Origin of the sequence: Streptomyces hokutonensis, from assembly GCF_042751305.1 — a bacterium.
Lineage (GTDB): Bacteria > Actinomycetota > Actinomycetes > Streptomycetales > Streptomycetaceae > Streptomyces > Streptomyces hokutonensis_A.
On the sequence record NZ_JBHYWD010000005.1, the window covers coordinates 179,183 to 204,890 of the forward strand.

At 69.9% G+C, this 25,708-nt stretch carries 22 protein-coding genes, 2 tRNA genes and 2 pseudogenes; 11 read left to right on the top strand and 15 right to left on the bottom strand.

Annotation, left to right across the window (positions count from 1 at the left end; genetic code table 11):
• Positions 1–13 precede the first annotated feature (13 nt).
• The 10 genes from ACFXC1_RS15720 to ACFXC1_RS15765 form a co-directional block, all read right to left on the bottom strand.
• Positions 14–1,384 carry a bifunctional albaflavenone monooxygenase/terpene synthase gene (locus tag ACFXC1_RS15720; protein ID WP_381242980.1) on the bottom strand — a complete coding sequence of 457 codons (1,371 nt, stop codon included), beginning with the start codon at positions 1,382–1,384 and terminating at the stop codon, positions 14–16.
• Complete coding sequence (cyc1, locus tag ACFXC1_RS15725; RefSeq protein ID WP_381243537.1) at positions 1,381–2,466, bottom strand: epi-isozizaene synthase; 1,086 nt, start codon at positions 2,464–2,466, stop codon at positions 1,381–1,383. The genes ACFXC1_RS15720 and cyc1 overlap by 4 nt, the downstream gene beginning before the upstream one ends.
• Before the next feature lie 309 nt (positions 2,467–2,775).
• Positions 2,776–3,426, bottom strand: coding sequence for a peptide deformylase (gene def / locus ACFXC1_RS15730; RefSeq protein ID WP_381242982.1), 651 nt, complete (start codon positions 3,424–3,426; stop codon positions 2,776–2,778).
• Between the two features lie 197 nt (positions 3,427–3,623).
• Positions 3,624–4,604, bottom strand: a complete 981-nt coding sequence (locus tag ACFXC1_RS15735) for a tetratricopeptide repeat protein (RefSeq protein WP_381242984.1) — start codon at positions 4,602–4,604, stop codon at positions 3,624–3,626.
• A gap of 104 nt (positions 4,605–4,708) precedes the next feature.
• On the bottom strand, positions 4,709–5,965 hold the full coding sequence (locus ACFXC1_RS15740; RefSeq protein WP_381242986.1) for an HD-GYP domain-containing protein: 1,257 nt from the start codon (positions 5,963–5,965) through the stop codon (positions 4,709–4,711).
• A complete protein-coding gene (locus ACFXC1_RS15745; protein WP_381242988.1) occupies positions 5,962–7,269 on the bottom strand; it encodes an HD-GYP domain-containing protein in 1,308 nt (435 codons plus the stop codon). Before ACFXC1_RS15745 ends, ACFXC1_RS15740 begins: the two co-directional genes overlap by 4 nt.
• A gap of 115 nt (positions 7,270–7,384) precedes the next feature.
• Positions 7,385–7,687, bottom strand: coding sequence for a mycothiol system anti-sigma-R factor (gene rsrA, locus ACFXC1_RS15750; RefSeq protein WP_200689034.1), 303 nt, complete (start codon positions 7,685–7,687; stop codon positions 7,385–7,387).
• A complete protein-coding gene (gene sigR, locus ACFXC1_RS15755; protein WP_019072149.1) occupies positions 7,684–8,367 on the bottom strand; it encodes an RNA polymerase sigma factor SigR in 684 nt (227 codons plus the stop codon). The genes rsrA and sigR overlap by 4 nt, the downstream gene beginning before the upstream one ends.
• A gap of 236 nt (positions 8,368–8,603) precedes the next feature.
• Positions 8,604–9,236 (bottom strand): alpha/beta hydrolase family protein, encoded by a 633-nt coding sequence (locus tag ACFXC1_RS15760; RefSeq protein ID WP_381242990.1) that lies wholly within the window; start codon positions 9,234–9,236, stop codon positions 8,604–8,606.
• 1 nt (position 9,237) lies between these two features.
• Positions 9,238–10,053, bottom strand: a complete 816-nt coding sequence (locus ACFXC1_RS15765; RefSeq protein WP_026179072.1) for an SOS response-associated peptidase — start codon at positions 10,051–10,053, stop codon at positions 9,238–9,240.
• Between the two features lie 50 nt (positions 10,054–10,103).
• Here ACFXC1_RS15765 and ACFXC1_RS15770 point away from each other — a divergent pair, with 50 nt between their 5' ends.
• The 4 genes from ACFXC1_RS15770 to ACFXC1_RS15785 all read left to right on the top strand — a co-directional run bounded on the left by ACFXC1_RS15770 (position 10,104) and on the right by ACFXC1_RS15785 (position 13,711).
• Positions 10,104–10,826, top strand: a complete 723-nt coding sequence (locus ACFXC1_RS15770; RefSeq protein ID WP_381242992.1) for a M50 family metallopeptidase — start codon at positions 10,104–10,106, stop codon at positions 10,824–10,826.
• A gap of 123 nt (positions 10,827–10,949) precedes the next feature.
• Positions 10,950–12,278 carry a 3-phosphoshikimate 1-carboxyvinyltransferase gene (gene aroA / locus ACFXC1_RS15775; RefSeq protein WP_381242993.1) on the top strand — a complete coding sequence of 443 codons (1,329 nt, stop codon included), beginning with the start codon at positions 10,950–10,952 and terminating at the stop codon, positions 12,276–12,278.
• A gap of 12 nt (positions 12,279–12,290) precedes the next feature.
• Positions 12,291–13,301: a ribosome small subunit-dependent GTPase A gene (gene rsgA / locus ACFXC1_RS15780; RefSeq protein WP_381242995.1), complete on the top strand. Its 1,011-nt coding sequence runs from the start codon at positions 12,291–12,293 to the stop codon at positions 13,299–13,301.
• Positions 13,302–13,387: 86 nt separating this feature from the next.
• Positions 13,388–13,711 (top strand): DMT family transporter, encoded by a 324-nt coding sequence (locus ACFXC1_RS15785; protein ID WP_019072143.1) that lies wholly within the window; start codon positions 13,388–13,390, stop codon positions 13,709–13,711.
• A 4-nt stretch (positions 13,712–13,715) separates the two neighbouring features.
• On the opposite strand, the gene ACFXC1_RS15790 is transcribed toward ACFXC1_RS15785, so the two are convergent.
• Positions 13,716–14,336, bottom strand: coding sequence for a TetR/AcrR family transcriptional regulator (locus ACFXC1_RS15790; RefSeq protein ID WP_381242997.1), 621 nt, complete (start codon positions 14,334–14,336; stop codon positions 13,716–13,718).
• A 215-nt stretch (positions 14,337–14,551) separates the two neighbouring features.
• On the opposite strand from ACFXC1_RS15790, the gene hisN reads away from it, so the two are divergent.
• The 6 genes and pseudogenes from hisN to ACFXC1_RS15820 all read left to right on the top strand — a co-directional run bounded on the left by hisN (position 14,552) and on the right by ACFXC1_RS15820 (position 19,373).
• A complete protein-coding gene (gene hisN / locus ACFXC1_RS15795; RefSeq protein WP_019072141.1) occupies positions 14,552–15,352 on the top strand; it encodes a histidinol-phosphatase in 801 nt (266 codons plus the stop codon).
• A gap of 152 nt (positions 15,353–15,504) precedes the next feature.
• Positions 15,505–15,897 (top strand): CBS domain-containing protein, encoded by a 393-nt coding sequence (locus ACFXC1_RS15800; RefSeq protein ID WP_381242999.1) that lies wholly within the window; start codon positions 15,505–15,507, stop codon positions 15,895–15,897.
• A gap of 98 nt (positions 15,898–15,995) precedes the next feature.
• Positions 15,996–16,412, top strand: a complete 417-nt coding sequence (locus ACFXC1_RS15805) for a Fur family transcriptional regulator (protein ID WP_200689012.1) — start codon at positions 15,996–15,998, stop codon at positions 16,410–16,412.
• Between the two features lie 155 nt (positions 16,413–16,567).
• Positions 16,568–17,372, top strand: a pseudogene (locus tag ACFXC1_RS15810) (ABC transporter ATP-binding protein).
• Complete coding sequence (locus ACFXC1_RS15815) at positions 17,369–18,232, top strand: ABC transporter permease (protein WP_381243001.1); 864 nt, start codon at positions 17,369–17,371, stop codon at positions 18,230–18,232. Before ACFXC1_RS15810 ends, ACFXC1_RS15815 begins: the two are co-directional and overlap by 4 nt.
• Positions 18,229–19,373 (top strand): annotated as a pseudogene (locus ACFXC1_RS15820) (ABC transporter substrate-binding protein). Before ACFXC1_RS15815 ends, ACFXC1_RS15820 begins: the two are co-directional and overlap by 4 nt.
• 48 nt (positions 19,374–19,421) lie before the next feature.
• Here ACFXC1_RS15820 and ACFXC1_RS15825 read toward each other — a convergent pair.
• The 4 genes from ACFXC1_RS15825 to ACFXC1_RS15840 form a co-directional block, all read right to left on the bottom strand.
• A tRNA-Met gene (locus tag ACFXC1_RS15825) sits at positions 19,422–19,495 on the bottom strand.
• A 185-nt stretch (positions 19,496–19,680) separates the two neighbouring features.
• Positions 19,681–21,627 (bottom strand): tetratricopeptide repeat protein, encoded by a 1,947-nt coding sequence (locus ACFXC1_RS15830; protein WP_381243003.1) that lies wholly within the window; start codon positions 21,625–21,627, stop codon positions 19,681–19,683.
• Between the two features lie 206 nt (positions 21,628–21,833).
• Positions 21,834–21,907, bottom strand: a tRNA-Met gene (locus ACFXC1_RS15835).
• A 72-nt stretch (positions 21,908–21,979) separates the two neighbouring features.
• Positions 21,980–24,931 carry a UPF0182 family membrane protein gene (locus tag ACFXC1_RS15840; RefSeq protein ID WP_381243539.1) on the bottom strand — a complete coding sequence of 984 codons (2,952 nt, stop codon included), beginning with the start codon at positions 24,929–24,931 and terminating at the stop codon, positions 21,980–21,982.
• Positions 24,932–25,105: 174 nt separating this feature from the next.
• Between ACFXC1_RS15840 and ACFXC1_RS15845 the strand changes: the two genes are divergently transcribed.
• The gene (locus tag ACFXC1_RS15845; RefSeq protein WP_381243005.1) at positions 25,106–25,648 is read left to right on the top strand and encodes a PPA1309 family protein; all 543 of its coding nucleotides are present in this window, start codon (positions 25,106–25,108) and stop codon (positions 25,646–25,648) included.
• The last annotated feature ends 60 nt before the right edge of the window (positions 25,649–25,708 follow it).

Sequence of the window (25,708 nt, forward strand, 5' to 3'; positions counted from 1 at the left end):
CACGCCTGTCGTCTCACCTGGGGATCGGCCTGAGCATCAGCCTGTGCGGATGGAGGGTGATGCCGACGCGGGTGGTGTCGTAGGAACCGGACACCAGCTCGAAGCGGTACTTCGCCGCCACCGCCGCCGTGAACAGGCTCAGCAGGGCCATCGAGAAGTGGTCGCTGGGACACTTCCGGTTGCCCACGCTGAACGGGCTCATGGCGAATTTCGGTACGTCCTTGGACCGTTCCGGAAGCCAGCGGTCGGGGTCGAACTCCAGGTTGTGCGCATACGAACGCGGGTCGCGCTGGATCGCGTAGGGGCTGTAGATGATGTCGGCCCCGGCCGGAATCCGATAGCCGCCCAGTTCGGTGTCGGTGACCGCCCGCCGCGTCAATATCCATACGGCGGGCCACAGGCGCAACGTCTCGACGAGGACATTGTTGGTGTGGGTGAGCGCGCGGACGTCGTCGAATGCCACCGGGCGTCCGCCCGTCACGGATTCAACTTCTGCACATACCTTGTCGGTGTGTTCCGGGTGTTCGGTGAGGACCTGAAGCAGCGACATGATCGTGGACGCCACGGTCTCACTTCCGGGGGTGAGGATCGCGACGACCTGGTCGTGGATCTCCTGTTCCCCGATCGGCTCGCCATTCTCGTCGGTCGCCTCCAGCAGCGCTGTCAGCAAATCGTCCGGCTTTTGACCAGATTCCCGGCGTTCGGCGACGATCTCGTCGACGAGGAGATGCAGATCGGCCAGTGCCCGGTCGAATTCGCGGTTGGCCGGAAGGGGCAGCCGGTAGAGCGGTCCGGCCGGGACGACCATCCGCCGGTACATGCCACGGAAGACGGTGGCGAGGGCGGTGCACAGCCGCTCGGCGCGCTCGTCCATGAAGTCGCCGCGCAGCAGACAGCGGGCCGCGATCCGCACGGCGACCCGGAAGGCCTCGGAGGTGCAGTCGATCGTCCCGCCGTGCCGCCAGCGCTCGGTGAGCGCGTGCACCTCCTCCTCGATGACCGGCCCGTACCCGGGTATCGCGTCGAGCCGGAACGCGGGCTGGATGATGCGCCGTTGGCGCCGGTGGGTGGGCCCGTTGGCGGTGGCCACCCCCTCCTTGCCGAGCAGCCCCTCCAGGGACTCCCACAGCGGGCCCGCGATGATGTAGTCGGGGCTCAGCGCCACCGCCCCGGTGAGGGCCGGCGCGGTGACGGCGTACACCGTCTTGGGACCGAGGCGGAGCCGTACGACCTCGCCGTGGTCGCGGAGTTGGGCCATGAAGGCCAGCGGGTCGCGGACCAGTTTCCAGCCGTGGCCGAGGAGCGGGACTCCGCCGCCCGCGACGGGCGGCTCAAGGAGGTCCGGCGCCTCGGTGGCCGCGGGCTTCACAGACTCGACGGTCATTTCTCACCTGCCGCTTCGTTGTTGACGTAGGGGGGTGTGGACCGGTCGTCCCAGCTGTCGACCATGTAACGGCCGGACTCGTGGTGGAACCAGTAGACGGAACTGAACCAGTTCCGCATATTGCCGAGACAGGACCGCACGGCGGCGCTCAATTCCATTCCCCGTACGGTGCCGTCGTCGAGGCGGTCGGCGAGTCGTAAGGTCTCCCGTTCCGCGACGAGGAAATCGGCAATGCATTCCTCGACCCGGCGCCTTACTTCGGCGACCGCGTCCTCAAGAGTCAGCCCCTCGTGTTTGATGAGACTGATTCCGAGATTGTGGACCTCGTCGCCCGCGATTTCCTTCGGCAGGGAACAGAGGTCGTTGTACCAGGCGGCGAATTCCTGGCTGAGCAGTGCCGCCCGCCGATATCCCGGGTGTTTCCGCACACTGTCCGGGAGTTCGCACCCGGCGCTCGCTTCCAGCAGATCCGTCCAGATCCAGTGCGCGAAGGTGAGCCGGCGCAGCGCCAGGTATTCCTCGACCGCGGGAATGGCCCCCTCGGAGCGATTGCGGAATTCCCGGTCGTAGGCCTCGATCACGGCGTGGAAGTGCCGGGCGAAGCGCGCGTTCCAGGTGGCGGGGAGGAACGAGTAGATCCGCGTCACGCAGTCCGCGAACCCGGCGACCAGGGGATCCGGGTGAAGCAGGTGGTGGCGCGGTGAGTCCAGTGCGGCGTGCAAGCGGAACCGGAGCCGCCGCCAGGCGTCGGGCCGGCCGTACACGATGTCCCGGTCATGGCGGTCGTCCCAGACGAAGAACCACGCGCTGTAGTCCGCTATCGCCTGGAGCACCTCGTCCGGTGCGCCCAAGTAGTACCCGGCCATCAAGTCCGTGTAGCAAAGGCCGTCGGCATATTCACGTACCTTGTCCGCCGGCATCAGACGCTTTTCCAGCAGCCAGACGCGTGTCTTCTCCTGGAGCCTCGGCCAATACGGGTGCAGTCGCCGGGGAAACGCCGCCTCGATCACCGGGAGAGAGAGCGATGGTGGAACGGCGATCGCTGTCGACGCCGTTGTGGTGCTGTACGAGAAAGCAGGCACGAACAAACCCCTCTCAGCAGCCAGTTGCACACGCCCCTCCGGCTGTGCCGGGCGTGCGCCGTTGCGTATCCCCGCACTTCCCATTCAGCACCACAACTGACCGTTCTGGGAACGGATTTGCTCCCTTCACTACCCCCAAGTGCCGAGAATCCCTCCTTGTGTGACTGATTCTGGATCACTGCAAGAGCAGAAACGATCGAATGTGCGACGGACATGCGAACGGCGCCTGGTCAGGGAGGTGCACCTGAACAGACGCCGTACGTAAGGGGGTTGTGATCGTCCCTGGGACTCCCTGGGATTCCCTGGGACTCAGTCGTTGGCCACCACGGGGTAGCGGGGCTCGTTCTCGGCCATCTGCCGCAGCGCGTCCTTGCGGTCGCGCTTGGAGAGCCGGTCGATGTAGAGGTAGCCGTAGAGGTGATCGGTCTCGTGCTGGAGACACCGGGCGAAGTAGCCGGTGCCGCGGACCTTGATCGGGTTGCCCCGCTCGTCCTGCCCGGTCACCTCGGCGTAGTCGGGCCGTGCGAGCGGCGCGTACGCGGTCGGCACGGACAGACACCCCTCGTTGCTCTCGTCCAGGTGCCGCTTGTCAGCGGGCAGGTCGACCAGCTTCGGGTTGCAGACGACACCGACGTGCCGCTTGCCCTCGTCGTCCTGGCAGTCGTAGACGAAGACCTTCAGGCTCACGCCGATCTGGTTGGCGGCGAGGCCGACGCCCTCGGCGGTGCGCTGCGAGGCGAACATGTCCGCCACCAGCGTCTCCAGCTCCGCACCGAACTCGGTGACGTCCGCGCACTCCTTGTGCAGCACCGGATTCCCGACGACCGTGATCGCCCGCGAGGTCCCCCGCTCCCGCCAGGCCGCCTCTCGCTCCTCGGTCCCCTCGGTGTCGACGACAAACCCCTCGTCGTCCACGGGAAGCACGCCCACGTGCTGCTGATCGGTGTCCTGCTGCGCCATGACGGACGTAAGCCTTCCTAGGTAAAACGGGGGGGGAGATGTTGCAGCTACAGGGTACGTGGATGTCTTTCAGGGGCGCGGGGCTGTGCATATCTGCGGCTCCGCCTCGTGAGCGCGACCAGCGACAGCGCCCTGTCTTTCAGGGGCGCGGGGAACTGCGCGACCAGCCACAACCGACCCGCAGCGACCCACCGACCTCAGCAGACCTCTTCCAAATCCCGCCAGTCCCTTGTATCCGGGCTATCGGCGACCCATCCGTCCAGCAGCCCCCGAACCAGCGACGCGGGCGCCGCGAGCCCGCACTCCCGCTCCGGCACCCACAGCTGCCCGTCCGTTCGATGCCCCAGCGGCCCAGGATGCCCAGGCTCACTGTGATCATGCGGATCAAGATGCTCCCCGTCACCTTCATCGGAAGGCATCCGCGACTCCGAACACATCCGGCACAGCAACCGCACCGAGGACGACCAGTCCTCCGCCGCGAACCCGGCATCGGCGGCCAGCTGCTCCAACGCGTCCCGGTCGGCCTCGGCGGCAGCTTCGAGCAGCACCACCCATGTGGGCACAGGAGACGGCGCCCACAGCTCGATCTCGTCGAACACGGGGTACGAGTGCCCGGCGGCGGTGGTCCGCTCGCCGTGCGGCACTCCGTCATGGAGCACGACCTCACCCCAGCGTCGCCCGGACGAGGGAAGCGGAATGGACAGCACCTCGATCCGCGCCGGATCCAGTCGCCGCCCCCACACGACCTCGGCCTCCCCCTCGGGAGAGAGCCGCACGGCCGCGCTGCCGAGGTCCATCCCGGCGGGTTCGCCCGCCGCGGTGACCCCGCCCGGGACCCGCAGCCCGTACGCCTGCCAGGCGCGCCGGGCCAGCGGCCAGTCCTGGAGAGCGGTGGCCGCGATGCCCACGTTCCACCAGTCAGGTGCGCCGGCCTCCCGCTCCAGCAGCGCGACCGCGCGGAGCCCGGCCGCCCGGGCCTGCTCCCAGTCGTGCCGGAACTTGTGCAGCAGGGCGAGGTTGAACCAGGACTCGGACAGCCAGGGTTCCAGATCGGCGGCACGTGTCAGGAGCGCGCCCGCGTCTTCGTAGCGACCGTCGCCGATGAGCGTGAACGCGCGGTCTGTGGCCTGCCGCCAGGAGGCGGAGGGCCGGTGCCGTCCCTTGCCGAAGATCCTCACGATTCCCGCCTGCCAGTTCCGTTCGTTGGGCTGGCTCTGCCCCCGGACACCCTCTTCTTCGCATCCAACCACGTACGGCTGGGAGGGCGCTCATTACCCATGGGTTACCCAGCCGAGGGCAAGGTCAGACAGCCACGGGAGAGCACCCGGGCCAGCGCTTCCACGACCTCGGGAGCGTAGTCCCCGGCGGTCCCGAGGCGCAGCTCCTCCAGCGCCTGGAGGGGCCCGCCGGGGCCTCCTGCCCGGGTTTTCTCCTCATACGCGTTGACGGCCCGCACGATTCGCGCGGTGACCGGCTGCTCCCGGCACGGGTCGGCCTGCCGTTCCACGACGGCCGCCACCTGGGGACTCACCCCGGTCTGCCGTACGACGGCCCCACCGAGCAGGGCTATCCGCCGCTGCTCGGCCACGGGGAGTACGGCGGTGGCGCCGGCCGGTACCGGGTCGACGAGGCTGAGCTGGCCGATGTCGTGCATCAGGGCCGCGTACTCCAGGACGGTGAGGTCGGGTTCGGACAGGCCCATGTCCCGCCCGACCGCCTGGCAGAGCGCGGCGACCCGGCGGGCGTGCCCGGCCGGGGTGTAGCCGGCGATCTCGGTGGAGCGGGCGAGGGAGGTGATGGTCTGGCGGTAGGTGGTCCGTACGGCCGCGTACCGCCGGAACGACAGCTGGGTCAGCAGCAGCGGCACGGAGAAGACGGGCAGCGCCCACAGCCCCACGACGGCGACCGCGAGCGCCATCACCGCGCCGGTCGCGCACACGGCGGACCCGATGCCGAGCATGCCGCGCAGCTCGTCGCGGAGCAGCGGGCCGAAGGGCCAGCGGGTGCGGGAGTGGGCGAGGGCGGCGGCGAGCACGGCGTCGCAGAGGGCGGTGAGGGTGAGGAGCGCGAGCAGGAGGAGGGCGTAGGCGGGGCCGCCCCAGGGTCCGAACACCCCTTGGTTGTAGAGGGGTTGGAAGCAGACGGCGGCGAAGCCGACGGTCAGCACGCGGCGCGCCATGTGGTCCGGCGTACCGCTCTGGCCGCGTGCGATGTGCGGCACGCAGCCGACGAGGGAGGCGGCGACGACCACGGTGACGACCTGGAAGGCGCCGTGGTGGGTGGGCCGGCCGGCGTCGGCGCCGAGCAGCGCGTAGGCGAGGGCGCCGGCGGCGCCGAGCGGGGCGGTCTCGCGCAGCCCGAGCCCGGTCGTCCCGTTCCACCGGCTCAACTCCCCCACGGCGACGAGGAGTCCGAAGGCGACGGCGACTCCGCGTTCCTCGATGCCGGTCCAGAGGGTGAGGGCGAGGGAGGTGGTGGCGAGGAGGGCGGCGGAGGTGTGGATGAGGGTGAGGGGCAGGAGGTTGCGGCGCCGCGTCATCGGTGCACTCCCGGCCGGCTCGGGACCGGCGCGACCGGCGGCACGAGGTCGGCCGGTTCGTCCGCGGTCACGGCGGGCCGCCAGCCGTACCTGCCGAGGGCCAGCATCAGCGCGGCCACCATGCGCGGATCGAACTGCGCCCCCGCACACCGCTCCAGCTCCGCCAGAGCTGCCTGTACCGGCCGAGCCCTCCTGTAGGACCGCGTCGACGTCATCGCGTCGAAGGCGTCGGCCACGGCAACCACCCTCGCGGACTCGGGGATCTGACTGCCCAGCAGCCCGTAGGGATACCCGCTGCCGTCCAGCCGTTCGTGATGGTGCAGGACGGCCGCACGGGCCTCCCCGAGGAAGGCGATCCCGCGCACGATCTCGTGCCCGTACTCGGGATGCAGTTCGATCACCCGCCGCTCCTCGGGGGTGAGCGGTCCGTCCTTGCGCAGCAAGCGCGTGGGCACGCCCAGCTTGCCCACGTCGTGCAGGATCCCGGCGAAGCGCAGCACTTCCACCCGGGAGTCGTCCATCCCCAGCTCCCGCGCGATCATCATCGACGCCTGTCCGACCCGCTCGCTGTGCCCGCGGGTGTAGCCGTCCTTGATGTCGACGGCCTGGACGAGGGCGCGGATGGTGGCCTGGTGGGCGGCGTGTTCGCGGTGGTACTGGGCGAACACCCACCAGGACACGCCCATCGGCAGCAGCACGAGCAGCGCGGCGACCGGGCCGTAGGGGCTGCGCCACAGGACGGCCATCATCAGCCCGGCGAGCCCGTGGACACCGATGGGCGCCAGGGACCGTAGGAACAGACCGCGCCAGGCCCGTCGGACCGGCATCCGCTCGGCGAGGGCCAGAATCCCGCCGTCGAGGACGGTCAGGACCAGGCAGAAGGCGAGGACGGCGGCGAGGGCGGGCAGCAGGGCGTACGGGAAGTCGGAGGCGACGACGGCGTTCCGGCCGCCCAGCGCCCAGTGCACGCTGCCCGCCGCCCACACGGCGAGCGCGAGCTGTGCGCCCCGCCAGCTCCGCCGCAGCCAGGGTGAGCCCTGCTCGACGTGGGAGAACAGCGCGCCCGGCAGCGGTACGAGCGCGGCGGCGGGCGGTGGGAGGAGGAAGGCGGCGGCGAGCAGCACCGGGTAGAAGGTGCCCGCGAAGCGGCGGCGGGCGATCTGCTCGCAGCCGGCGTAAAGGGCTGCCAGCAGCACGACCGCCCACCAGGGTGCGTGGACGGTCGGCAGCGGGAGCAGACAGAGCAGGGCGCCGAGGACGGCACAGAGGACGTACGCACGTGCCCGTGCCGGTGTCGCCTCCATGGCTGACGCCCTTCCCCCCGACCATGCCTGTCCAGGCCGAGGAGCCTAGGGCGATCAGGGGGAGGCCGCGGGCGTATCACCCGCGGATTAGCACATTCGAGTGACGACAGCCCGTTCAGGACTCCTGCGGAGACGCCGCCACATCATGCTCGGGCACGACCTGCCCCGACCGGATCATCTCCAGGCGTCCCATCACCTTGGAGCGCAGGTCCGTCGGCACGTCGTCCTGCCCGCAGCACCGCTTCACGAGCTTCTTCACGGCCTTCTCCAGGCCGTACTTCTCCAGGCACGGCGAGCACTCCTCGAAGTGCACCTCGAACTTGGTGCAGTCCGCGTCCGGCATCTCTCTGTCGAGGAACTCGTAGAGATGGTCGAGGACCTCACTGCAGTCCGTTTCGTGCGGCTCTCCGCAGCTCATGAGCCCGAGCCTTTCGCTTCGTTCGACTCTCCGGCACCGGCCGGGACCAGTCCGCGGTCACGCGCGTAGTCCTCGAGCATGCCGCGCAGTTGACGGCGGCCCCGGTGCAGCCGGGACATCACCGTACCGATGGGTGTCCCCATGATGTCCGCGATCTCCTTGTACGCAAAGCCCTCTACGTCCGCGAGATACACGGCGATGCGGAATTCCTCCGGGATGGCCTGGAGGGCTTCCTTCACATCCGAGTCGGGCAGGTGGTCGAGCGCCTGCGACTCGGCGGAGCGCAGACCGGTCGACATGTGCGACTCGGCACGCGCCAGCTGCCAGTCCTCGATCTCCTCGGCCGCGGAGCGCTGGGGCTCGCGCTGCTTCTTGCGGTACGAGTTGATGAACGTGTTGGTGAGGATCCGGTACAGCCACGCCTTGAGGTTGGTGCCCTCACGGAACTGGTGGAAGGACGCGTACGCCTTGGCGTACGTCTCCTGCACCAGGTCCTCGGCGTCGGCCGGGTTGCGGGTCATGCGCAGCGCGGCCGAGTACATCTGGTCGAGGAATTCGAGCGCGTCCCGCTCGAAGCGCGCACTGCGCTCCGCCGTGGACTCCGTGCTCGTGCCCTGGCCCTCGGGCTGCTCCGCCTGGCCGTGTTCGGTCCCTGCGTCGGTACCGGGAACCGGACCCACCTCCTCAAGATTCCGGGCAGCACCGAAGCCGATGCCACCAGAATCGGAGGATAGACGACGATCCGGTCCGCCCGCCGCCCCAATAGGGGTGGCCTTGGTCGCGTGCAGCACCGACCAGTCCAGGTCGGGGCGGCTGCTACGGGCCGGGCAGAAGGTCGAACCCATGCGGAGGACTTCCTTTCTACGACTCTCTGTGCTCGGCACAACAGTGGTAGGGGTCCCGGCATTCCCGCCCTTCACCCGAGTGTTCGAGTCCACTCCACCACTCGCCCCGTGATGATCTCCAGGGCCTCCTCCTGACCGGTCTCCGCCCGCTTCGGCACCGCGAACCCATGATCTCCGTACGGCACTTCGACCAGCCCGAAGTCGCCGTCCGGGAACTCCGCCGGTTTCCCGAAGGGATCGTTGCCGCCCTGCACGACGAGCGTGGGCACCCCGGCCCCGAGCAGTTCGTCGGCCCGCGACTTCTCCGGCTTCCCGGGCGGGTGCAGCGGAAAACTGAGGGCGAGGACGGCGGCGGCGCCCAGCTCCGTCGCCGTACGACAGGCCACGCGCGCTCCGGCGCTACGGCCCCCGGAGACCACCGGCAGCCCGGGCTTTGCGACGGCCGGCCAGATGCCCCGCCACCCCACGTCCAGCGTCTTCGGCGCGGGCGCCACCTTCTTCCCGGCCACCCGCCACGGCTGCTCGACCAGCGCGACGGTCACGCCGTGCGCGGGGAGGACGGTCGCCAGGGCCTGGAGGTCGCGCGCCTCGATGCCACCGCCCGCCCCATGGCTGACGGCGAGGACGAGCCGCGCCTGCTTCGCCGTGTGCCAGGTGACGCGGGCGGTCCCCGCGTCGGTCTCGATGATCTCGCTGGAAGTCACGTCAGAAGAGTGTGCCCTCCTCGGGCCCCTCCAGCTCCTTCAGCAGCTCCGGTCCGTTGTTGCGGACATTGCTGACGGCCGTGGACACCGGGTAGGCGCGCATCAGCCCGGCGGGCGGCGGGGCGAGCAGCTCGCGCAGGTCGTCGGGGTCGGTGCGGGCCGGGTCGAGCCAGGCGTCCCAGCGGTCCGGGGTGAGCATCAGGGGCATCCGGGGGTGGATGTCGGCGAGCGCGTACGGCCCGTCGGCGGGAGCGACCGCGAGCGGGGTCGTCTCCGCCTCGGTCGTGATCACCGAGCAGGTGACCCACCAGGCCAGCGGATGGTCGTCGGGCAGCGTGCGGTCCCGCCAGAACTCGTACAGCCCGGCCATCGCGAACACCGACCCGTCGGCGGGCAGCACGAAGTACGGCTGTTTCCGCTGCCGCTTCTTCTTCCCCTCGACCTCCAGTTCCCGCTCGTCCTTGGCGGTGACCCACTCGTAGTAGCCGTCGGCGGGGATGATGCAGCGCCGGGCGGCGAAGGCGCGACGGTACGACGGTTTCTCGTGCACGGTCTCCGCGCGGGCGTTGATCATCCGCGCACCGCCCTCCGGGGTCTTCGACCAGCTCGGCACGAGTCCCCACTTGAGTTTGCGCAGCTGGCGAACCGGCTTCGGGCTGTCCGCGTCCTTAAGTGGACGGTCGAGGACTGCATATACCTCTTTGGTCGGGGCCACGTTGTAGTCGGGGGCCAGAACCTCCTCGGGCTCCCACTTCTCGATCTCAAAGACTCCTGCGAGATCCTCGGGCCCACGACTCGCTGCATACCGTCCGCACATACGTGCAACACTGCCAGATTCGACGACACCCACGGGAGCCTCCGCCGCCAATGGACAGCACCGCAATCGCCTCGATACCCGCCCTCTGGGACGAGGTCTTCGGCAGCCAGCCCGACCCGGATCTGTGGGTGGTGATCGCCACCATGGTCGCCGCGCTCGCCGTGGTCGTCCCGCACGGACTCTGGCGCGTCTCCCGCAACGCCATCACCATCGCCCACGAGGGCGGCCACGGCCTGGTGGCCCTCCTCACCGGCCGCACCCTCACCGGCATCCGCCTCCACTCCGACACCAGCGGCCTCACCGTCAGCCGCGGCAAACCGCACGGCCTCGGCATGATCCTCACGGCGGCCGCCGGCTACACCGCTCCGCCGCTCCTCGGCCTGGGCGGCGCGGCTCTCCTGGGCGCGGGCCACATCACGCTCCTCCTGTGGCTGTCGACCCTCCTCCTGATAGCCATGCTGGTGATGATCCGCAACGCGTACGGCGCCTTGACGGTGATCCTGAGCGGCGCGGCCTTCCTCCTGGTGTCGTGGCTGACGGGTCCCCAGGTGCAGGCGGCGTTCGCGTACGCGGTGGTGTGGTTCTTGTTGCTGGGGGGAGTCCGGCCTGCCTTCGAGTTGCAGGCGAAGCGATCGAGGGGCGGTGCGGGCGACTCGGACGCGGACCAACTGGCGCGACTGACGCACGTACCGGCGGGGTTGTGGCTGTTCCTGTTCCACCTGGTGTCACTGTGCTCGCTGATAGGCGGCGGACGATGGTTGCTTGAGCTGTGACAAGCCCCGAAGGGGGCAGGCGTCAGGGGCGCGGGGCTGTGTCTATTTGCGGCTCCGCCGCGCGGGCGCGACCAGCCCCAACGGCGAAGCACTCGAAAGACGGCCTGCTTATACAGTGACCCCATGGCCCCGAACCACGACCAATCCGCCCTCTGGCCCGCCCCCACCGCCGCCGGAGCCGTCGACGCGACGGTCCACGTGCCCGGGTCCAAGTCCGTCACCAACCGCGCCCTCGTCCTGGCCGCCCTCGCCAGCGAACCGGGCTGGCTCCGCCGCCCCCTCCGCTCCCGGGACACCCTCCTGATGGCGGCCGCCCTGCGCGCGATGGGCGTCGGCATCGAGGAGGGCGTGGGCACGGAGAAGGGCTCCGGCGAGTTCTGGCGGGTCATCCCGTCGGGCCTGCACGGCCCGGCCACGGTGGACGTCGGCAACGCCGGCACCGTGATGCGCTTCCTGCCGCCGGTCGCCGCGCTGGCCGACGGCCCCATCCGCTTCGACGGCGACCCGAGGTCGTACGAACGCCCCCTGAACGGCGTCATCGACGCCCTCCGCGTGCTCGGCGCCCGCATCGACGACGACGGGCGGGGCGCGCTGCCCCTGACGGTGCACGGCGGGGGCGCGCTGGACGGCGGCCCGGTGGAGATCGACGCGTCCTCGTCGTCGCAGTTCGTGAGCGCGCTCCTGCTCTCGGGCCCGCGCTTCAACATGGGCGTCGAGGTCCGCCACATCGGCTCCTCGCTGCCCTCCATGCCCCACATCCGGATGACGGTCGACATGCTGCGCGCGGTCGGTGCCCAGGTGGACACCCCCGAGTCGGGCGGCGAGCCGAACGTCTGGCGGGTGACCCCGGGCGCCCTGCTGGGCCGGGACCTGACCATCGAGCCGGACCTGTCGAACGCTCAGCCGTTCCTCGCGGCGGCGCTGGTGGCCGGCGGCAAGGTGGTCGTACCGGACTGGCCGGCGCGGACGACGCAGCCCGGTGACCGGCTGCGGGAGATCTTCACCGAGATGGGTGGTTCCTGCGAACTCACCGAGTACGGGCTGGAGTTCACCGGTTCGGGTGCGATCCACGGCATCGACGTGGACCTGGGCGAGGTCGGTGAGCTGACCCCGGGCATCGCGGCCGTCGCCGCCCTCGCGGACTCCCCGTCCACGCTCCGGGGCGTCTCGCACTTGCGCCTGCACGAGACGGACCGGCTGGCCGCGCTCACCAAGGAGATCAACGAGCTGGGCGGTGACGTGACCGAGACCGCCGACGGTCTGCACATCCGCCCGCGCCGCCTGCACGGCGGGATCTTCCACACCTACGAGGACCACCGCATGGCCACCGCGGGCGCGATCATCGGCCTCGCGGTCGAGGGCGTGCAGATCGAGAACGTGGCGACGACCGCGAAGACGCTTCCGGACTTCCCCGATCTCTGGGCCGGGATGCTCGGGAGCGATGGGGCGTAGGGGACTCACGCCATGCGCCGCTACGGCAAGAACACCGACGAGGACGACATCCGCCAGCGCCCGAACCGCAAGGGCAACCGGCCGCGTACGAACATCCGCCCCAAGCACGAGGAAGCGGTCGAGGGCATGGTCCTCACCGTCGACCGGGGCCGGCTGACCTGCCTGGTCGAGGACCGGGTCGTGATGGCCGTCAAGGCCCGCGAACTGGGCCGGAAGGCGGCGGTGGTCGGCGACCGGGTCGGCATCATCGGCGACCTGTCGGGCGACAAGGACACCCTCGCCCGCATCATCCGCATCGAGCCGCGCACCTCGGTGCTGCGCCGCACGGCCGACGACGACGACCCGTACGAGCGCGTGGTCGTCGCCAACGCCGACCAGCTCGCCATCGTCACCGCCCTCGCCGCCCCCGAGCCACGCCCCCGCCTCATCGACCGCTGCCTGGTCGCGGCCTACGACGGCGGCCTCGACCCGCTGCTCGTGCTGACGAAGTCGGACCTGGCGTCACCGGACCAACTCCTTGAGCTGTACGGCGCGTTGGGCGTCCCGTACGTCGTCACGAGCCGCGAGGAGCTGGAGAACGGCAGCGCGGTGGAGCGGGTGCGCAAGCAGCTCGACGGCAAGATCACCGCGTTCGTCGGGCACTCCGGCGTCGGCAAGACGACCCTCGTCAACGCGCTGGTCTCGCTGGAGCGGCGGCGCAGTACCGGCATCGTCAACGCCGTCACCGGGCGCGGCCGGCACACCACGACCTCGGCCCGCGCGATCCCGTTGCCGGACGACTCGGGCTGGGTGGTGGACACCCCGGGCGTCCGTTCCTTCGGTCTGCACCACGTGGACCCGTCCCGGGTCATCAAGGCCTTCCCCGACCTGGAGCCCGGCACGGTCGACTGCCCGCGCGCGTGCAGCCACGACGAGCCGGACTGCGCCCTGGACCAGTGGGTGGCCGACGGCCACGCCGACCCGCAGCGGCTCTATTCGCTACGGCGGCTGCTGGCCACCCGGGAGCGGACCGAGGGCGACTGATCACCGGCTGACCACCGCGTGTTTGTGGGGACTCAAGTTCGGTAAGTGCATAATCGCACCGAGCCGGACAAACGGGAGGACAGCACATGGCGTGGCTGCTGGTTGTCGTGGCCGGAATTCTGGAGACCGGGTTCGCCGTGTGCCTGAAGCTGTCCCACGGCTTCACGCGCCTGTGGCCGACGGTCGCCTTCTGCACCTTCGCGCTGGGCAGCTTCGGCCTGCTCACCCTCTCCCTGAAGAAGCTCGACGTGGGCCCCGCCTACGCCGTGTGGACCGGCATCGGCGCGGCCGGCACCGCGATCTACGGGATGGCCTTCCTGGGCGACCTGGTGTCGACGCTGAAGCTCGTGTCGATCAGCTTCGTCATCGTCGGGGTGATCGGACTCCAGCTGTCCGGTTCCGCGCACTGAACTTCTATGTCAGCAGGGCCCGGTGGGCCGGCGTCAGAGCGCTGCGCACCAGTTCGCCGACACCGCCCTCGCCCGGTGGCGCCGCCACGCAGGACAGGGCGAGGCGTACGACGAGTTCGCAGGAGCGGGCCAGGTCGGCGGTGTCCGGCCGGGCCGCTCCGGGTCCGGCGAGCGCGGCCACGGCACGGTCGCGGACGACGGCCACGAAGTCGCCGGGCGAGGGCAGCGGTCCGTCGGCCCGGCGCTGTGCCGGTACGGCGGAGGAGGACGGCACCGCGGACAGGGTCGGCGAGGGCAGCCTTTCGCTCCAGCAGCCGGTGAGCATGGCCCGCACCAGCGCGTTCTCGCGGGCCGCCGACGTGGTCCACTCGGCGGTCGCGGTCAGCCGCTCACGGGCGTCGGCATGCGCGCCCAGGGCTCGGTCGACGCCGACGAGATAGCCGTCGGCCTCCCTTCTGACCAGCGCCCGCGCGAGCCCCTCCTTGCTGCCGAACTCGTTGTACAGCGTCTGCCTGGACACTCCGGCCGCGGCGGCCACGTCCACCATCCGTACGGTGGACCACGACCTGCGGGCAAGCGCCGTGTAGGCGGCGTCCAACAGGGATTCCCGCGCTGCAGGCATCATTCGCCTCCCGGGGACGAGCGGCTCTGCGCCCAGATTTGACGCGCACGGGAGCACTGTCAAGGGTTCACGACGGCGCCGGGGGGCGCACTTCGGCCATTGCGCGCGGGAGTTGGGGCGGGGGTTCCCCTTTGTCGATCTCCGCAAGGTCCCCCACCTCCCGTTTCGCCCACCGGACCCTGTAGCCCCGCGCCGACCCCTGAAGATACGGTTCACGCATGGCCGACTATCACGATGACCTGCGCCTCGCCCACGTCCTCGCGGACGCCGCCGACGCCGCGACGACCGCCCGGTTCAAGGCGCTCGATCTCAAGGTCGAGACCAAGCCGGACATGACTCCGGTCAGCGAGGCGGACAAGGCGGCCGAGGAACTCATCCGCGGCCATCTCCAGCGCGCCCGCCCGCGCGACGCGGTCATCGGCGAGGAGTACGGCGTCGAGGGCACCGGCCCGCGCCGCTGGGTGATCGACCCGATCGACGGCACCAAGAACTACGTACGCGGCGTCCCGGTGTGGGCCACGCTGATCTCCCTGACGGAGGCGGCGGAGGGCGGCTACCAGCCCGTCGTCGGCCTGGTCTCCGCGCCCGCGCTGGGCCGCCGCTGGTGGGCCGCGAAGGGCCACGGCGCCTACACGGGCCGCAGTCTGTCCTCCGCGTCCCGGCTGCGCGTCTCCCAGGTCTCGAAGCTGACGGACGCCTCCTTCGCGTACTCCTCGCTCACCGGCTGGGAGGACCAGGGCCGGCTCGGCGGCTTCCTGGACCTGACCCGCGAGGTGTGGCGCACGCGCGCGTACGGCGACTTCTGGCCCTACATGATGGTCGCCGAGGGCTCGGTCGACATCTGCGCCGAACCGGAACTCTCCCTGTGGGACATGGCCGCCAACGCAATCATCGTCACCGAGGCCGGCGGCACCTTCACGGGCCTCGACGGCCGCCCGGGCCCGCACAGCGGCAACGCGGCGGCGTCGAACGGCATCCTGCACGACGAGTTCCTTGGGTATCTCAACATGCGCTACTGAGCACAACGGGACGCCTGCACACGCCCCCAACCGGCCGCGCGCGCCCTCTTGTTGACCCGTGCTTTACCTGCGACTCTGAGAGTCCCCCCACTTGTGAACTTGTGAATCCGGGAACTAGCTCATCCGGATTCCGTAGGAGGTGGCCTCATCCCATGCTGGTCCGCGACGCCATGAGCACGGTGGTTCTCACCATCGGCCCCGCCCACACCCTCCGCCAGGCAGCCGCCCTGATGTCCTCGCGCCATGTCGGCGCGGCCGTCGTCCTCGACCCGGACGCCGGCGGCATCGGGATCCTCACCGAACGGGACATCCTCAACTCGATCGGCCGGGGCCAGAACCCGGACACCGAGCGCGCCCACGCCCACACCACCACCGACGTCGTGTTCGCCACCCCGGCCTGGACCCTGGAGGACGCGGCGAGCGCGATGGCCCACGGCGGCTTCCGCCATCTCATCGTCCTCGACCGCGCCGAGCCCGCCGGCATCGTCTCGGTCCGCGACATCATCCGCTGCTGGGCACCCGCACGACAGCAGGTACCGGTCTGACGACCGCGCCCGGTCCAGTTGGATCCAGTCCAAGTCCAGCAGCCCTCCAAAGTCACACCTATTCGGGAACTGGTCACGTTGCTGTTAGGCTGACCTGTATGAGTGACCTTCTGGAGCGGCTGCGCGGACGCGGATGGCGGATGACCGCACAGCGGCGCGTCGTGGCCGAAGTGCTCGACGGCGACCACGTCCACCTGACGGCCGACGAGGTCCACTCCCGCGCCGTGGCCAAGCTCCCCGAGATCTCCCGGGCGACGGTCTACAACACGCTGGGCGAACTGGTCTCCCTCGGCGAGGTCCTCGAAGTCGCCACGGACAAGCGAGCCAAGCGCTACGACCCGAACGCGCACAGCCCGCACCACCACCTGGTCTGCGCCAACTGCGGCCAGATCCGTGACGTCCACCCGGGCGGCAACCCCCTCGCCGACCTCCCCGACTCGGAGCGCTTCGGCTTCACTGTCTCCGACGTCGAGGTGACGTACCGCGGACTGTGCCCGAACTGCGCGAGCGCGTAGCAAGTCCTCACACCGGCCCCGGCATCCGTTCGACACGGACGCCGGGGCTTTGTGCTGCCTACAGCCTTCCCGAAATCTGACAGCCCGTCATATCGTCGTGCGGCACTCCCCACCCCTCGTACTCACACCCGTACCGAACTCCGCAAGGAGCAACCGTGGGAGACCCGCACCCAAAACTCCACGCCACCCACCTGACCCGCGCCTTCGGCCGCGCCCCGCACCAGGTCCACGCCCTCGGCCCGCTCGAACTCACCGTCGCCCCGGGCGAGTTCGTCTGCCTGGTCGGCCCGTCCGGCTGCGGAAAATCCACCCTCCTCCGCATCGCCGCCGGCCTGCTGCGTCCCAGCACGGGCATCCTGGAGATCCGCACGTCCAGCCCCCGCCCGGCGGCCATGATCTTCCAGGACTACGGCATCTACGACTGAAAGCCGGTCCGCGCCAACGTCCGTTTCGGCCTGGACGTCCAGCGCGTCCCACGCCGCGAGGCCAACGCCCGCGCCGACGAGTGGCTGACCCGCCTGGGCCTCGCCGACTTCGCGGACGCCTACCCCGCGACGCTCTCCGGCGGAATGCGCCAGCGCGTCGCCATCGCCCGCGCACTGGCCGTAGAACCCGAACTCCTGCTGACGGACGAGCCTCCCCCACTGCCCTGAACGGGCGCGGGGGGGGGGACCCCCAGCCGCCCTGGACGCCCAGCTACGCACGATCCTCCAGGACGAACTCCTCGACCTCACCCAGGCGTTGCGCACGACCACCCTCTTCATCACGCACAGCCTGGAGGAGGCGCTCGTGCTCGGTGACCGCGTGCTGGTGATGTCCGCACGCCCGGGGAGGATCATCGCCGAACACCGCCCGCCGTTCCCGCGCCCACGCACCGGCGACATCCGCGACACCCCCGAATTCACCGCCCTGAAAAGCGAGTTGTGGGAGCTGCTGCGGAAGGAGGCGGTGCCCGCATGACGACCATCGCCCACGACCGCGAGGATGCGGTCCTGGTCCGCCGCCCCGGCCCTCAGGAACTCCATCCCGTACGCACCCACCGCCGCCGGCGCGCACTGGAACTCTCCCTAGCCGCGGCCGTACCGCTCGCCCTCATCCTCTGGTGGCAACTGGCCGCCACCCAGGGCTGGATCGACCCCCGCGTCTACCCGGCCCCCTCCACGATCTTCTCCGACGGCTGGGACCGCGCCACCGCAGGCGACCTGTGGCCGGACGTCTGGGCCACCACCCGGCGCGTCTTGGGCGGCTACGCGATCGGCACGGCGGCCGGCTACGTCCTGGGCCTGCTGATGGGCTCCCTCTCGCTCGTACGGGCCGCGCTGGAACCGCTGTTGGACGCCCTGTACGTCGTACCGAAACTGGCCCTGCTGCCCATCTTCCTGAACATGTTCGGCCTGGGCGAGGGCCCCCAACTCGCGCTGGTGGCCGCCACGGTGTTCTTCTTCGTGTGGATCTCGACCATGTCGGCGGTCGTCGCGATCCCCTCCGGACATCGCGACGCGGGCCAGGTCTTCGGCGCCTCCCCCTGGCAGATGTTCCGCCATGTCCTCCTCCCCGCCTCCCTCCCCGCGGTCCTGGTCGGCGCGCGGATCGCGGCTGGCGTGGCCGTCCTGGTCATCGTCGCCTCGGAACAGATCGCCGCGACGAACGGCCTGGGGCATCTGATCTTCGACTCCCGCACGCTGTTCCAGAACGACGTGATGTTCGTCGGCATCGTGTGCGTCGCGACCCTGGGGGTCGTCTTCTCCGAACTGGTGCGTGTGGCGGGCCGGTTGCTCACACCGTGGGCACCGCGTGACCGAGGACGGGGCCAGTCATGAGACGTCGTACGTACGGTGTGGTGGTCGTCGAGGCGGCGCTGCTGGCGTCGGCGGGCTGTTCGTCCAAGTACGCGGACGACAACGGGAGTTCCGCCACGGCGGCCGCAGGCAACCGCACGGTCAAACCGGTGGACGGCTGCGGCAGGTCCTCCTGGACGGACCCGTCGGACCTCTCCCCCACCCGCACCCCGGCCCGCTGCCGACCGGGCGCCCCCGCCCCACGGCCCATCCCCAAGACCACGAAGTCGACGATCGCGACGGGGACGCTCAGCGCGGAGTACGTGGCCGCGCTCGAAGTCGCCCTGGAAAAAGGCGAGTTCAAGAAGGAGGGCCTGGACGTCACGCTCAAGGTGCTCCCGACCCCGGACGCACTCCCCCTCCTCGCGAAGGGGACATCGACGCGATGTGGGCGGCCCCGGAGGCGGCCGTCATGAACGGCGTCGAGGGTGGCTTCGACATCAAGTGGGTCGCCGGGAACTTCTCGCCCGACCCCGAGTCGAAGAGCGGTCTGTGGGTGAAGCTGAAGAAGGGCGAGGCCGCGGCGGACGTCCGGATGGCGGGCCGCAGGATGGGCACGATGATCGGCAAGGGCTCGGTGATCGCGTACCCCATGGAGAAGGCCCTCGCGACCCACGGCGGCGCCCTCGACAAGATCCAGTACCAGCAGCTCGGCTCGGCCGACGTCCTCACCGCCCTCCAGAACAGCGGCGTCGACTCCGCCTGGCTCCTCGACCCGGTCTGGCGCAAGGTCGACGGCAACCCCGTGTACGCCTTCCTGGGCGGCCAGCCCCTCGGCGAACCCCTGGGCGGCATGCAGTACGGCCGCAGCCTCCTGCACGACGACGTGGACGCCGGCGTGGCCCTCCTAAGGGCCTACATCCGCACGGTGAACACGTACTTCGCGGGCGACTACAAGAGCGACCCCGCCTTCGTCACGTACCTCGCGAAACTCCTGAAGACGGACGAGACGGTCCTGAAATCCACCCCGTCGCTCACCATGGACTGGGAGATCCGCGCCGGGACGACGACTCGCCTACAGGCCGCGTACAAGGCGGCGGCCGTGTCGAAGGGCGCCGCGCTCCCTGAGTCACAAACCGTGGACCGCTCGCTGTACGAGGAGGCGGTGGGCCACCAGCCGTAGAAACACCGAGGGCCGGAACCCTTTCGGATTCCGGCCCTCGGCCTTCAGTAGCGGGGACAGGATTTGAACCTGCGACCTCTGGGTTATGAGCCCAGCGAGCTACCGAGCTGCTCCACCCCGCGTCGGTAAACACGACACTACGTCAGTCGTACCGAGAGAAGCAAATCAGTTATCAGCCCAGGTCAGCTGGGCTCAGCCCGTCCGGCGTCTTTGAGGACGGGGCCGTCCGGGCCGAAGCGGGGGTCTGGGGGCGCAGCCCCCAGGGACGGGACGGGTAGGGGCGGCGGGGGCGAAAAACACTCCACCCCTACGCCGTCAGCTCCTGCCGCAACGCATCCCGCAACCGAGCCGCCCGCTCAGACACCTCACCGGGGCCGAGCGTCACCGCCCGATCAGCCCACCGCTGCCCCTCCGCCAGCTCCCCACGACGCGCGTAAACCAGCGCCAGCCGCAACGCCGCCCGACCGTGCCCGGCATCCGCGGCCCGAGCCCACCACACCGCAGCCTCGGGCTCGCTCCCCTCCCGAGCCAGCAACAGCCCAAGATTGAAGGCCCCGTTACGAGACCCGGCCTCGGCCGCCTCCCGGTACCACCGAGCCGCCTCGACCACATCCCCGCGCGCAGCGGACAGCATCCCGACCCGCACCTGGGCCCGCCGATGCCCCTGCGAAGCCGCCCGCTCGTACCACTCCTCGCACTCGGTCTTCTCGTGCACCTGCTCACCCAGCTCGTGCGCCGGCGCCGGCGGCCGCCGCGCGTCGAGCACAGAGGCCAGCCGGTACGCCGCCTCCGCGCTCCCCCCGCCGGCGGCGCACCGCAGATGCCGTTCGGCCTCCCGCTCGTCGCCGTCCCGCAGCCGCGCGATCCCGACCTGCAAGGCAGCCTCGGTGTGCCCGGCGGCAGCAGCCCGCTCGTACCAGGGCAGCGCGACGGTCTCCTCGCCCCGCCCGGCGAAGAGGATCCCGAGGTTGAAGGCCGCGTCCACGCTGCCGGCCTCCGCGGCCTTGGAGAACCACGGCTCGGCGCCGGTCGCGTCGCCGCCCTGGAGCAGCAGCACGGCGAGCGCGTTGGCCGCCTCGCGGTGTCCGGCGTAGGCCGCGCGCCGGTACCACTGCTCGGCCTGCGCGGTACGGGACTGCTCGGCGCAGAGCAGCCCGAGGTTGTACGCGCCGTTCACGTCACCGGCGTCCATCGCCGCCCGGTACCACCGCTCGGCGGTCTGGGTCTCGCCGCGCTCGGCGTGCAGCGCGCCCAGCGCGTTGGCCGCGTTGCCGTCGCCGTCCTGGGCGGCGCGCAGCCACCACACGGCGGCGCTCTCGGTGTCACCGGCGTCGCGCAGCAGGAACCCGAGCGCGCAGGCGGCACGGGCCTCGCCGTCCTTGGCGGACGTCAGATACCAGCGCCCGGCCTCCTTGAGCTCGCCCCGCTTCTCGAGGATCGCCCCGAGCTGCAGCGCGGCCCGCTGATGCCCACGGGCGGCGGCCTGCCGGTACCACTGCTCGGCTTCGTTGCCGGGAACCGGGGTCGCGGAGCCCGCGGGGACACCGGAAGCCGATCCGGCACCACCGTCCGCCGTGCCCGCGCCGGCGCCCTCGCTGCGACCGCCGGCCCTCTCCCCGTACCGGCCCCCGTCCGAGATCCCGTCCCGGTCTCCGACCCCATGGCCGTCTCCGGTCCCGTATTCGTCCTCGTGCGGCGCCCGCCGATCAAGCGCGCGCGCCAGCCGGTACGCGGCCTCGCGGTGTCCGCGCTCCGCGGCGGACCGCATCCACTGCTCGGCCGCGCTGTCCCCGCGGTGCTCCAGCAGGTCGGCGAGAGCGTACGCGCCGAGCGCGTGGCCCTGCTCGGCGGACTGGCGCAGCCAGTACTCGGCGGCGGGTTCGTCACCGCGCTCGCGGTGGTACCGGCCGAGTGCGTGCGCGGCGGCGGCGGAACCGGCCACGGCGGCGATCCGCCACCATCCGGCGGCCTCGTCGGCGTATCCGCGCTGGTGCAGGAGGACACCCAGGTTGTTGGCCGCGGCCCGGTCGCCCTCGGCGGTGGCGGCACGCAGCAGGGGCTCGGCTCCGTCGAGATCACCGCGGCGCAGCAGCATCGCTCCGAGGACACTCGTCGCCTCGACGTCGCCGGCCTGTGCGGCGAGCCGTGTGCGTGCCTCGTCGACAACCTCCCCCTCACCGGTCTCGTCCCGGTCGGAAGGCTGCACAAAACGCCCTGTATCCAACAGAGTTGCCTTGTCCCCCATAACGTCCATCGTCGCACCACCTGCAACCTGGGTACACCTGGTATACCGCAGCCAGTGAGGTCTCTACAGCGTTTTGTCGACATGCCCACAGAGAGACAAGCGAAACACGGTTCCACCAAGTCCCCCGGGCGGCACGGCCGTCACCCTTGTCGGCACATGCGTTCGCACAGCGCGAAGGCCCGGATCCTTGAAAGGATCCGGGCCTTCGCGATCAGTAGCGGGGACAGGATTTGAACCTGCGACCTCTGGGTTATGAGCCCAGCGAGCTACCGAGCTGCTCCACCCCGCGCCGTTGTGTTGCAACCGTACCACGGTGCGGGGTGGACCTCTGACCTAGTGATCAACTGCCGTCTGAGCTGCGCTAACCACTCGCACTGCTCGGACTGCTGCTGGCTTTAGGACTACTGCTCGGACTCGGACTACTACTGGGACTCGCACTGCTCTTGTCGCTGCCGCTGCTCTTCTCGGCAGCGGACTGCGCCTCCTCGGCCCGCTTCAGCGCGGCCTGCAGATCCTTCTGCGCCTGCCCGTACGCCTCCCAGTCGCCCTTCTTCAGGGCCTGTTGCCCCGCGTCGAAGGCCTTCTGGGCGTCGGTCAGGGCCTGTTGGACCGTCGGATTACTGGATGTCGGCGGAGTCGTGGTGCCGGTATCCGGTGGCGTGGTCGAAGTCTCCGCCCCGAAGACCTTGTTGAGCCCCTCGTCCAGCGTGTCCTCGAAGGCGGTCTTGTTGCCGTAGGCCACCAACACCTTGCGCAGGAGCGGGTACTTGAGTCCACCACCGCGTACGTAGACGGGCTCCACGTACAGCAGTCCTCCGTCGAGCGGCACCGTCAGCAGGTTGCCGTACTCGATGTCGGAGTCACCGCCCTTGAGCAGCTTGATGGATTCGGCGATGTCCTGTTGGGAGTTGAAGGCGCTCTGCACCTGTTTGGGGCCGCCGACGGTCGTGCTGGTCGGCAGTTTCAGGATTCTGATCTTGCCGTAGTCGGGGCTGCCGGCCTCGGAGTCGACCGCCATGAAGGCGCTGAGGTTGTCTCTCCCGTTCGGTGTGAACGTCGTCGTCAGGGAGAACGCCTGCGAGCTCTGGTCCGGCATCTTCATGCTCAGGTAGTACGGCGGCACCGCGCTGCCCGACTTGTTGGTCGGGTCGTCCGGCACCTGCCACACCTCGCTGCCGCTGAGGAACGTCTGCGCGTCCGTCACGTGGTAGCGGGTGAGCAGTTCGCGCTGGACCTTGAACAGGTCCTGCGGGTACCGGAGATGGGCCATCAGCGAGGCGGAGATGTCCGACCTGGGCTCGACCGTGCCGGGGAACGCCTTCATCCAGGTCTTCAGGACCGGGTCCTCGGTGTCCCACTGGTAGAGCTTGACCTGACCGGTGTACGCGTCGACGGTCGCCTTCACCGAGTTGCGGATGTAGTTGACCTGGTTCTGCTGGGCCACCACCGCGCGGTTGTTGTTGGTCGCGGTGAGCGAGTCGGCCGTGGTGTCCCCGAGGGTCGTCCGGGAGGCGTACGGGTATCCGTTGCTGGTCGTGTACGCGTCGACGATCCACTGGATACGGCCGTCCACGACCGCCGGGTAGGCGTCGCCGTCGATGGTCAGCCAGGGCGCCACCGCCTCGACGCGCTGCTTGGGCGTGCGGTTGTACAGGATCCGCGAACCCTCGCCGATGGCACCGGAGTAGAGGATCTGCGGCTCGTTGAACGCCACCGCGTACGCGGCCCGGTTGAGCGGGTTGGAGAGGTTGACCCCGCTCTTGCCCTTGTAGCTGGTGGTCTTCTCACCGCTGTCGTCGGAGTAGTCGATCTCCTTCTGGGGACCGCCGACGATCGAGTACGTGGTGGTCTTCTCGCCGTAGTAGATCTGCTGCTCGTACTTGCCCAGGTCACCCGTGGACGGCAGATCGGACTCGGTGAAGACCGGGCGGCCCTCGGAGTCGACCTCGGTGCCCTTGGCGGCGACCACTCCGTAGCCGTGCGTGTAGCGGAAGTGGTCGTTGATCCAGTTGTTCTTCGGGATGCCGTTGAGGTTCAGCTCGCGCAGCCCGATGACCGTGTCCTGGTCCTTGCCGTCCTCGGTGTAGCGGTCGACATCCAGGTTGGTCGGGAACGCGTAGTAGTTCCTGATCTGCTGGAGCTGCTGGAACGTGGGCGACACGACGTTCGGGTCCACGATCCGGATGCTCGCCGTGGAGTCGACGTCCGCGCGGAGCTTGGTCTTGTCCTTGGTGGTGCTCGTCCCCGAGTACTCCGTGACCTTGGTGTCGTCGATGCCGTAGGCCTCGCGCGTCGCCTTGAGGTTCTTCTGGACGTACGGGGCTTCCTTGGCCTGCTCGTTGGGCTGGACCGTGAACTTCTGGACGATCGCCGGGTACAGGCCGCCGATGAGGATCGCGGAGAGCACCATCAGGCCGAAGCCGATGACGGGCAGCTGCCAGGTGCGCCGCCACAGGGTGGCGAAGAACAGCAGCGCGCAGATGACGGCGATGCAGAACAGGATCGTCTTGGCCGGCAGATACGCGTTCGCGTCGACGTATCGGAGGCCCGTCCAGTCACCCGTCGCCTTGAAGTCGCTGGATTTGACCGCGAGTCCGTAGCGGTCGAGCCAGTAGGCGACCGCCTTGAGGGCGACGAAGATGCCGAGCAGCACCGACAGATGCCCGGTGGCCGCGGCCGTGGCCCGCGCGCCCGGGCTGGTGATGCGCAGCCCGCCGTACAGGTAGTGCGTCAGCGCGGCGGCCAGCAGCGACAGGATCGCGGCGGCGAAGCCGAAGCCGAGCAGGAAGCGGTACCAGGGCAGGTCGAAGGCGTAGAAGGAGACGTCGAGGTGGAACTGCGGGTCCTTCTGGTGGAAGGGCACGCCGTTGACCCACATCAGCCAGACCCGCCACTGACTGGACGCCGAGGCGCCCGCGATCAGCCCGACGAGAGAGGTGATCGCCAGCAGCAGCCACTTCTTGTACGGCGCGATGCCCATGCGGTAGCGGTCGAGGCTCTGCTGCTCCATCGACATGGCGCTGAGCGGCGGGCGCAGCCGGTGCGCCAGCCAGATGTTCACCCCGACCGCGGCCGCCATCAGCAGGCCGAAGACGAAGAACAGGCCGATCTTGGTCGACAGGGTGGTGGTGAACACGGACGAGTAATGCACCGACCGGTACCAGAGCCAGTCCGTCCAGAAGCCCGCGAACATCGTGAACGCCATGCCGAGTACGGCAAGAACGCCCAGTGTCATGAGCAAAGTCCGGACCCGCCGGGACGGGCGGCCCACTCTGATCCGCGGCCCTTGCGGGCCTCCGCCGCGGTCCGGCATCTGGAAAGCCAAGGTGCGCACCTCGAAGTTCGCTGTTGGTCGCTGTCGTTGCGTCAGGCCCCCGGGTTCGCGGACCGTCCGTAGCCCCGCGTGATCGCGGGCCCACACCTATGCAACTTACTCACCGTTTACTCGGTTCCCGATTCCGGCCATGAACGAGGCAGGATTGTGACCATGTCCAACACTCCCATGGCAGCGAACCCCCTCACCCGGGCCGTACTGGAGATCGACGAGTACGCCTCCGGCCTCGGCTGGGACCAGCCCGCTCGCCTCTTCGCCCTCGTAGACACCGCGCGACTGCGGGCCCAGGAGCCCGGTCTCGCGGCCCAACTCGGCCTGCGGGAAGAGCCCGAGACCACCGGTCTCACCCCGATCGAGCAGGAGGAGATCCCGGCGGGAAAGCCGCTGGACGAGTTCCTCGGCACGATCGCCTGGCCCGACGCGGTGGCCGGCTGCGCGCTCACCGTCGAACGGCTGATGCTGCCGCCGTCCGCCGAAGCCTCCGTCCCGGAGGGGCTCAGCGAGAAGAAGCTCACCCAGTGGGTGGCCCAGCACCCGGACCGCCAGGAGGTCCGGATGACGGTCGCGGTCCTGCGCGACGGCACCCGCGACTCGGCCCTGCGGCTGCGCGAGAAGGACTCCCCCACGGAGGTCCTCACCGGCGGCGCCCTCGTCCCGGGCCTGGCGGAGGCCCTGTCGGCGACCTTCGAGGACTGACGTCGTCCGGTACGGCTCCGGGGGCGCCCTTGGCCTGAGGGCGCCCCCGGAGTCGTATGC

Coding starts and splice junctions, on each gene's coding strand:
- ACFXC1_RS15720 (WP_381242980.1), bottom strand. CDS start 1,384: ATGACCGTCGAGTCTGTGAAGCCCGCGGCCACCGAGGCGCCGGACCTC.
- def (WP_381242982.1), bottom strand. CDS start 3,426: ATGGCGCAGCAGGACACCGATCAGCAGCACGTGGGCGTGCTTCCCGTG.
- ACFXC1_RS15740 (WP_381242986.1), bottom strand. CDS start 5,965: ATGACGCGGCGCCGCAACCTCCTGCCCCTCACCCTCATCCACACCTCC.
- ACFXC1_RS15745 (WP_381242988.1), bottom strand. CDS start 7,269: ATGGAGGCGACACCGGCACGGGCACGTGCGTACGTCCTCTGTGCCGTC.
- rsrA (WP_200689034.1), bottom strand. CDS start 7,687: ATGAGCTGCGGAGAGCCGCACGAAACGGACTGCAGTGAGGTCCTCGAC.
- ACFXC1_RS15765 (WP_026179072.1), bottom strand. CDS start 10,053: ATGTGCGGACGGTATGCAGCGAGTCGTGGGCCCGAGGATCTCGCAGGA.
- ACFXC1_RS15770 (WP_381242992.1), top strand. CDS start 10,104: ATGGACAGCACCGCAATCGCCTCGATACCCGCCCTCTGGGACGAGGTC.
- aroA (WP_381242993.1), top strand. CDS start 10,950: ATGGCCCCGAACCACGACCAATCCGCCCTCTGGCCCGCCCCCACCGCC.
- rsgA (WP_381242995.1), top strand. CDS start 12,291: ATGCGCCGCTACGGCAAGAACACCGACGAGGACGACATCCGCCAGCGC.
- ACFXC1_RS15785 (WP_019072143.1), top strand. CDS start 13,388: ATGGCGTGGCTGCTGGTTGTCGTGGCCGGAATTCTGGAGACCGGGTTC.
- ACFXC1_RS15790 (WP_381242997.1), bottom strand. CDS start 14,336: ATGATGCCTGCAGCGCGGGAATCCCTGTTGGACGCCGCCTACACGGCG.
- hisN (WP_019072141.1), top strand. CDS start 14,552: ATGGCCGACTATCACGATGACCTGCGCCTCGCCCACGTCCTCGCGGAC.
- ACFXC1_RS15800 (WP_381242999.1), top strand. CDS start 15,505: ATGCTGGTCCGCGACGCCATGAGCACGGTGGTTCTCACCATCGGCCCC.
- ACFXC1_RS15805 (WP_200689012.1), top strand. CDS start 15,996: ATGAGTGACCTTCTGGAGCGGCTGCGCGGACGCGGATGGCGGATGACC.
- ACFXC1_RS15815 (WP_381243001.1), top strand. CDS start 17,369: ATGACGACCATCGCCCACGACCGCGAGGATGCGGTCCTGGTCCGCCGC.
- ACFXC1_RS15830 (WP_381243003.1), bottom strand. CDS start 21,627: ATGGACGTTATGGGGGACAAGGCAACTCTGTTGGATACAGGGCGTTTT.
- ACFXC1_RS15840 (WP_381243539.1), bottom strand. CDS start 24,931: ATGCCGGACCGCGGCGGAGGCCCGCAAGGGCCGCGGATCAGAGTGGGC.
- ACFXC1_RS15845 (WP_381243005.1), top strand. CDS start 25,106: ATGTCCAACACTCCCATGGCAGCGAACCCCCTCACCCGGGCCGTACTG.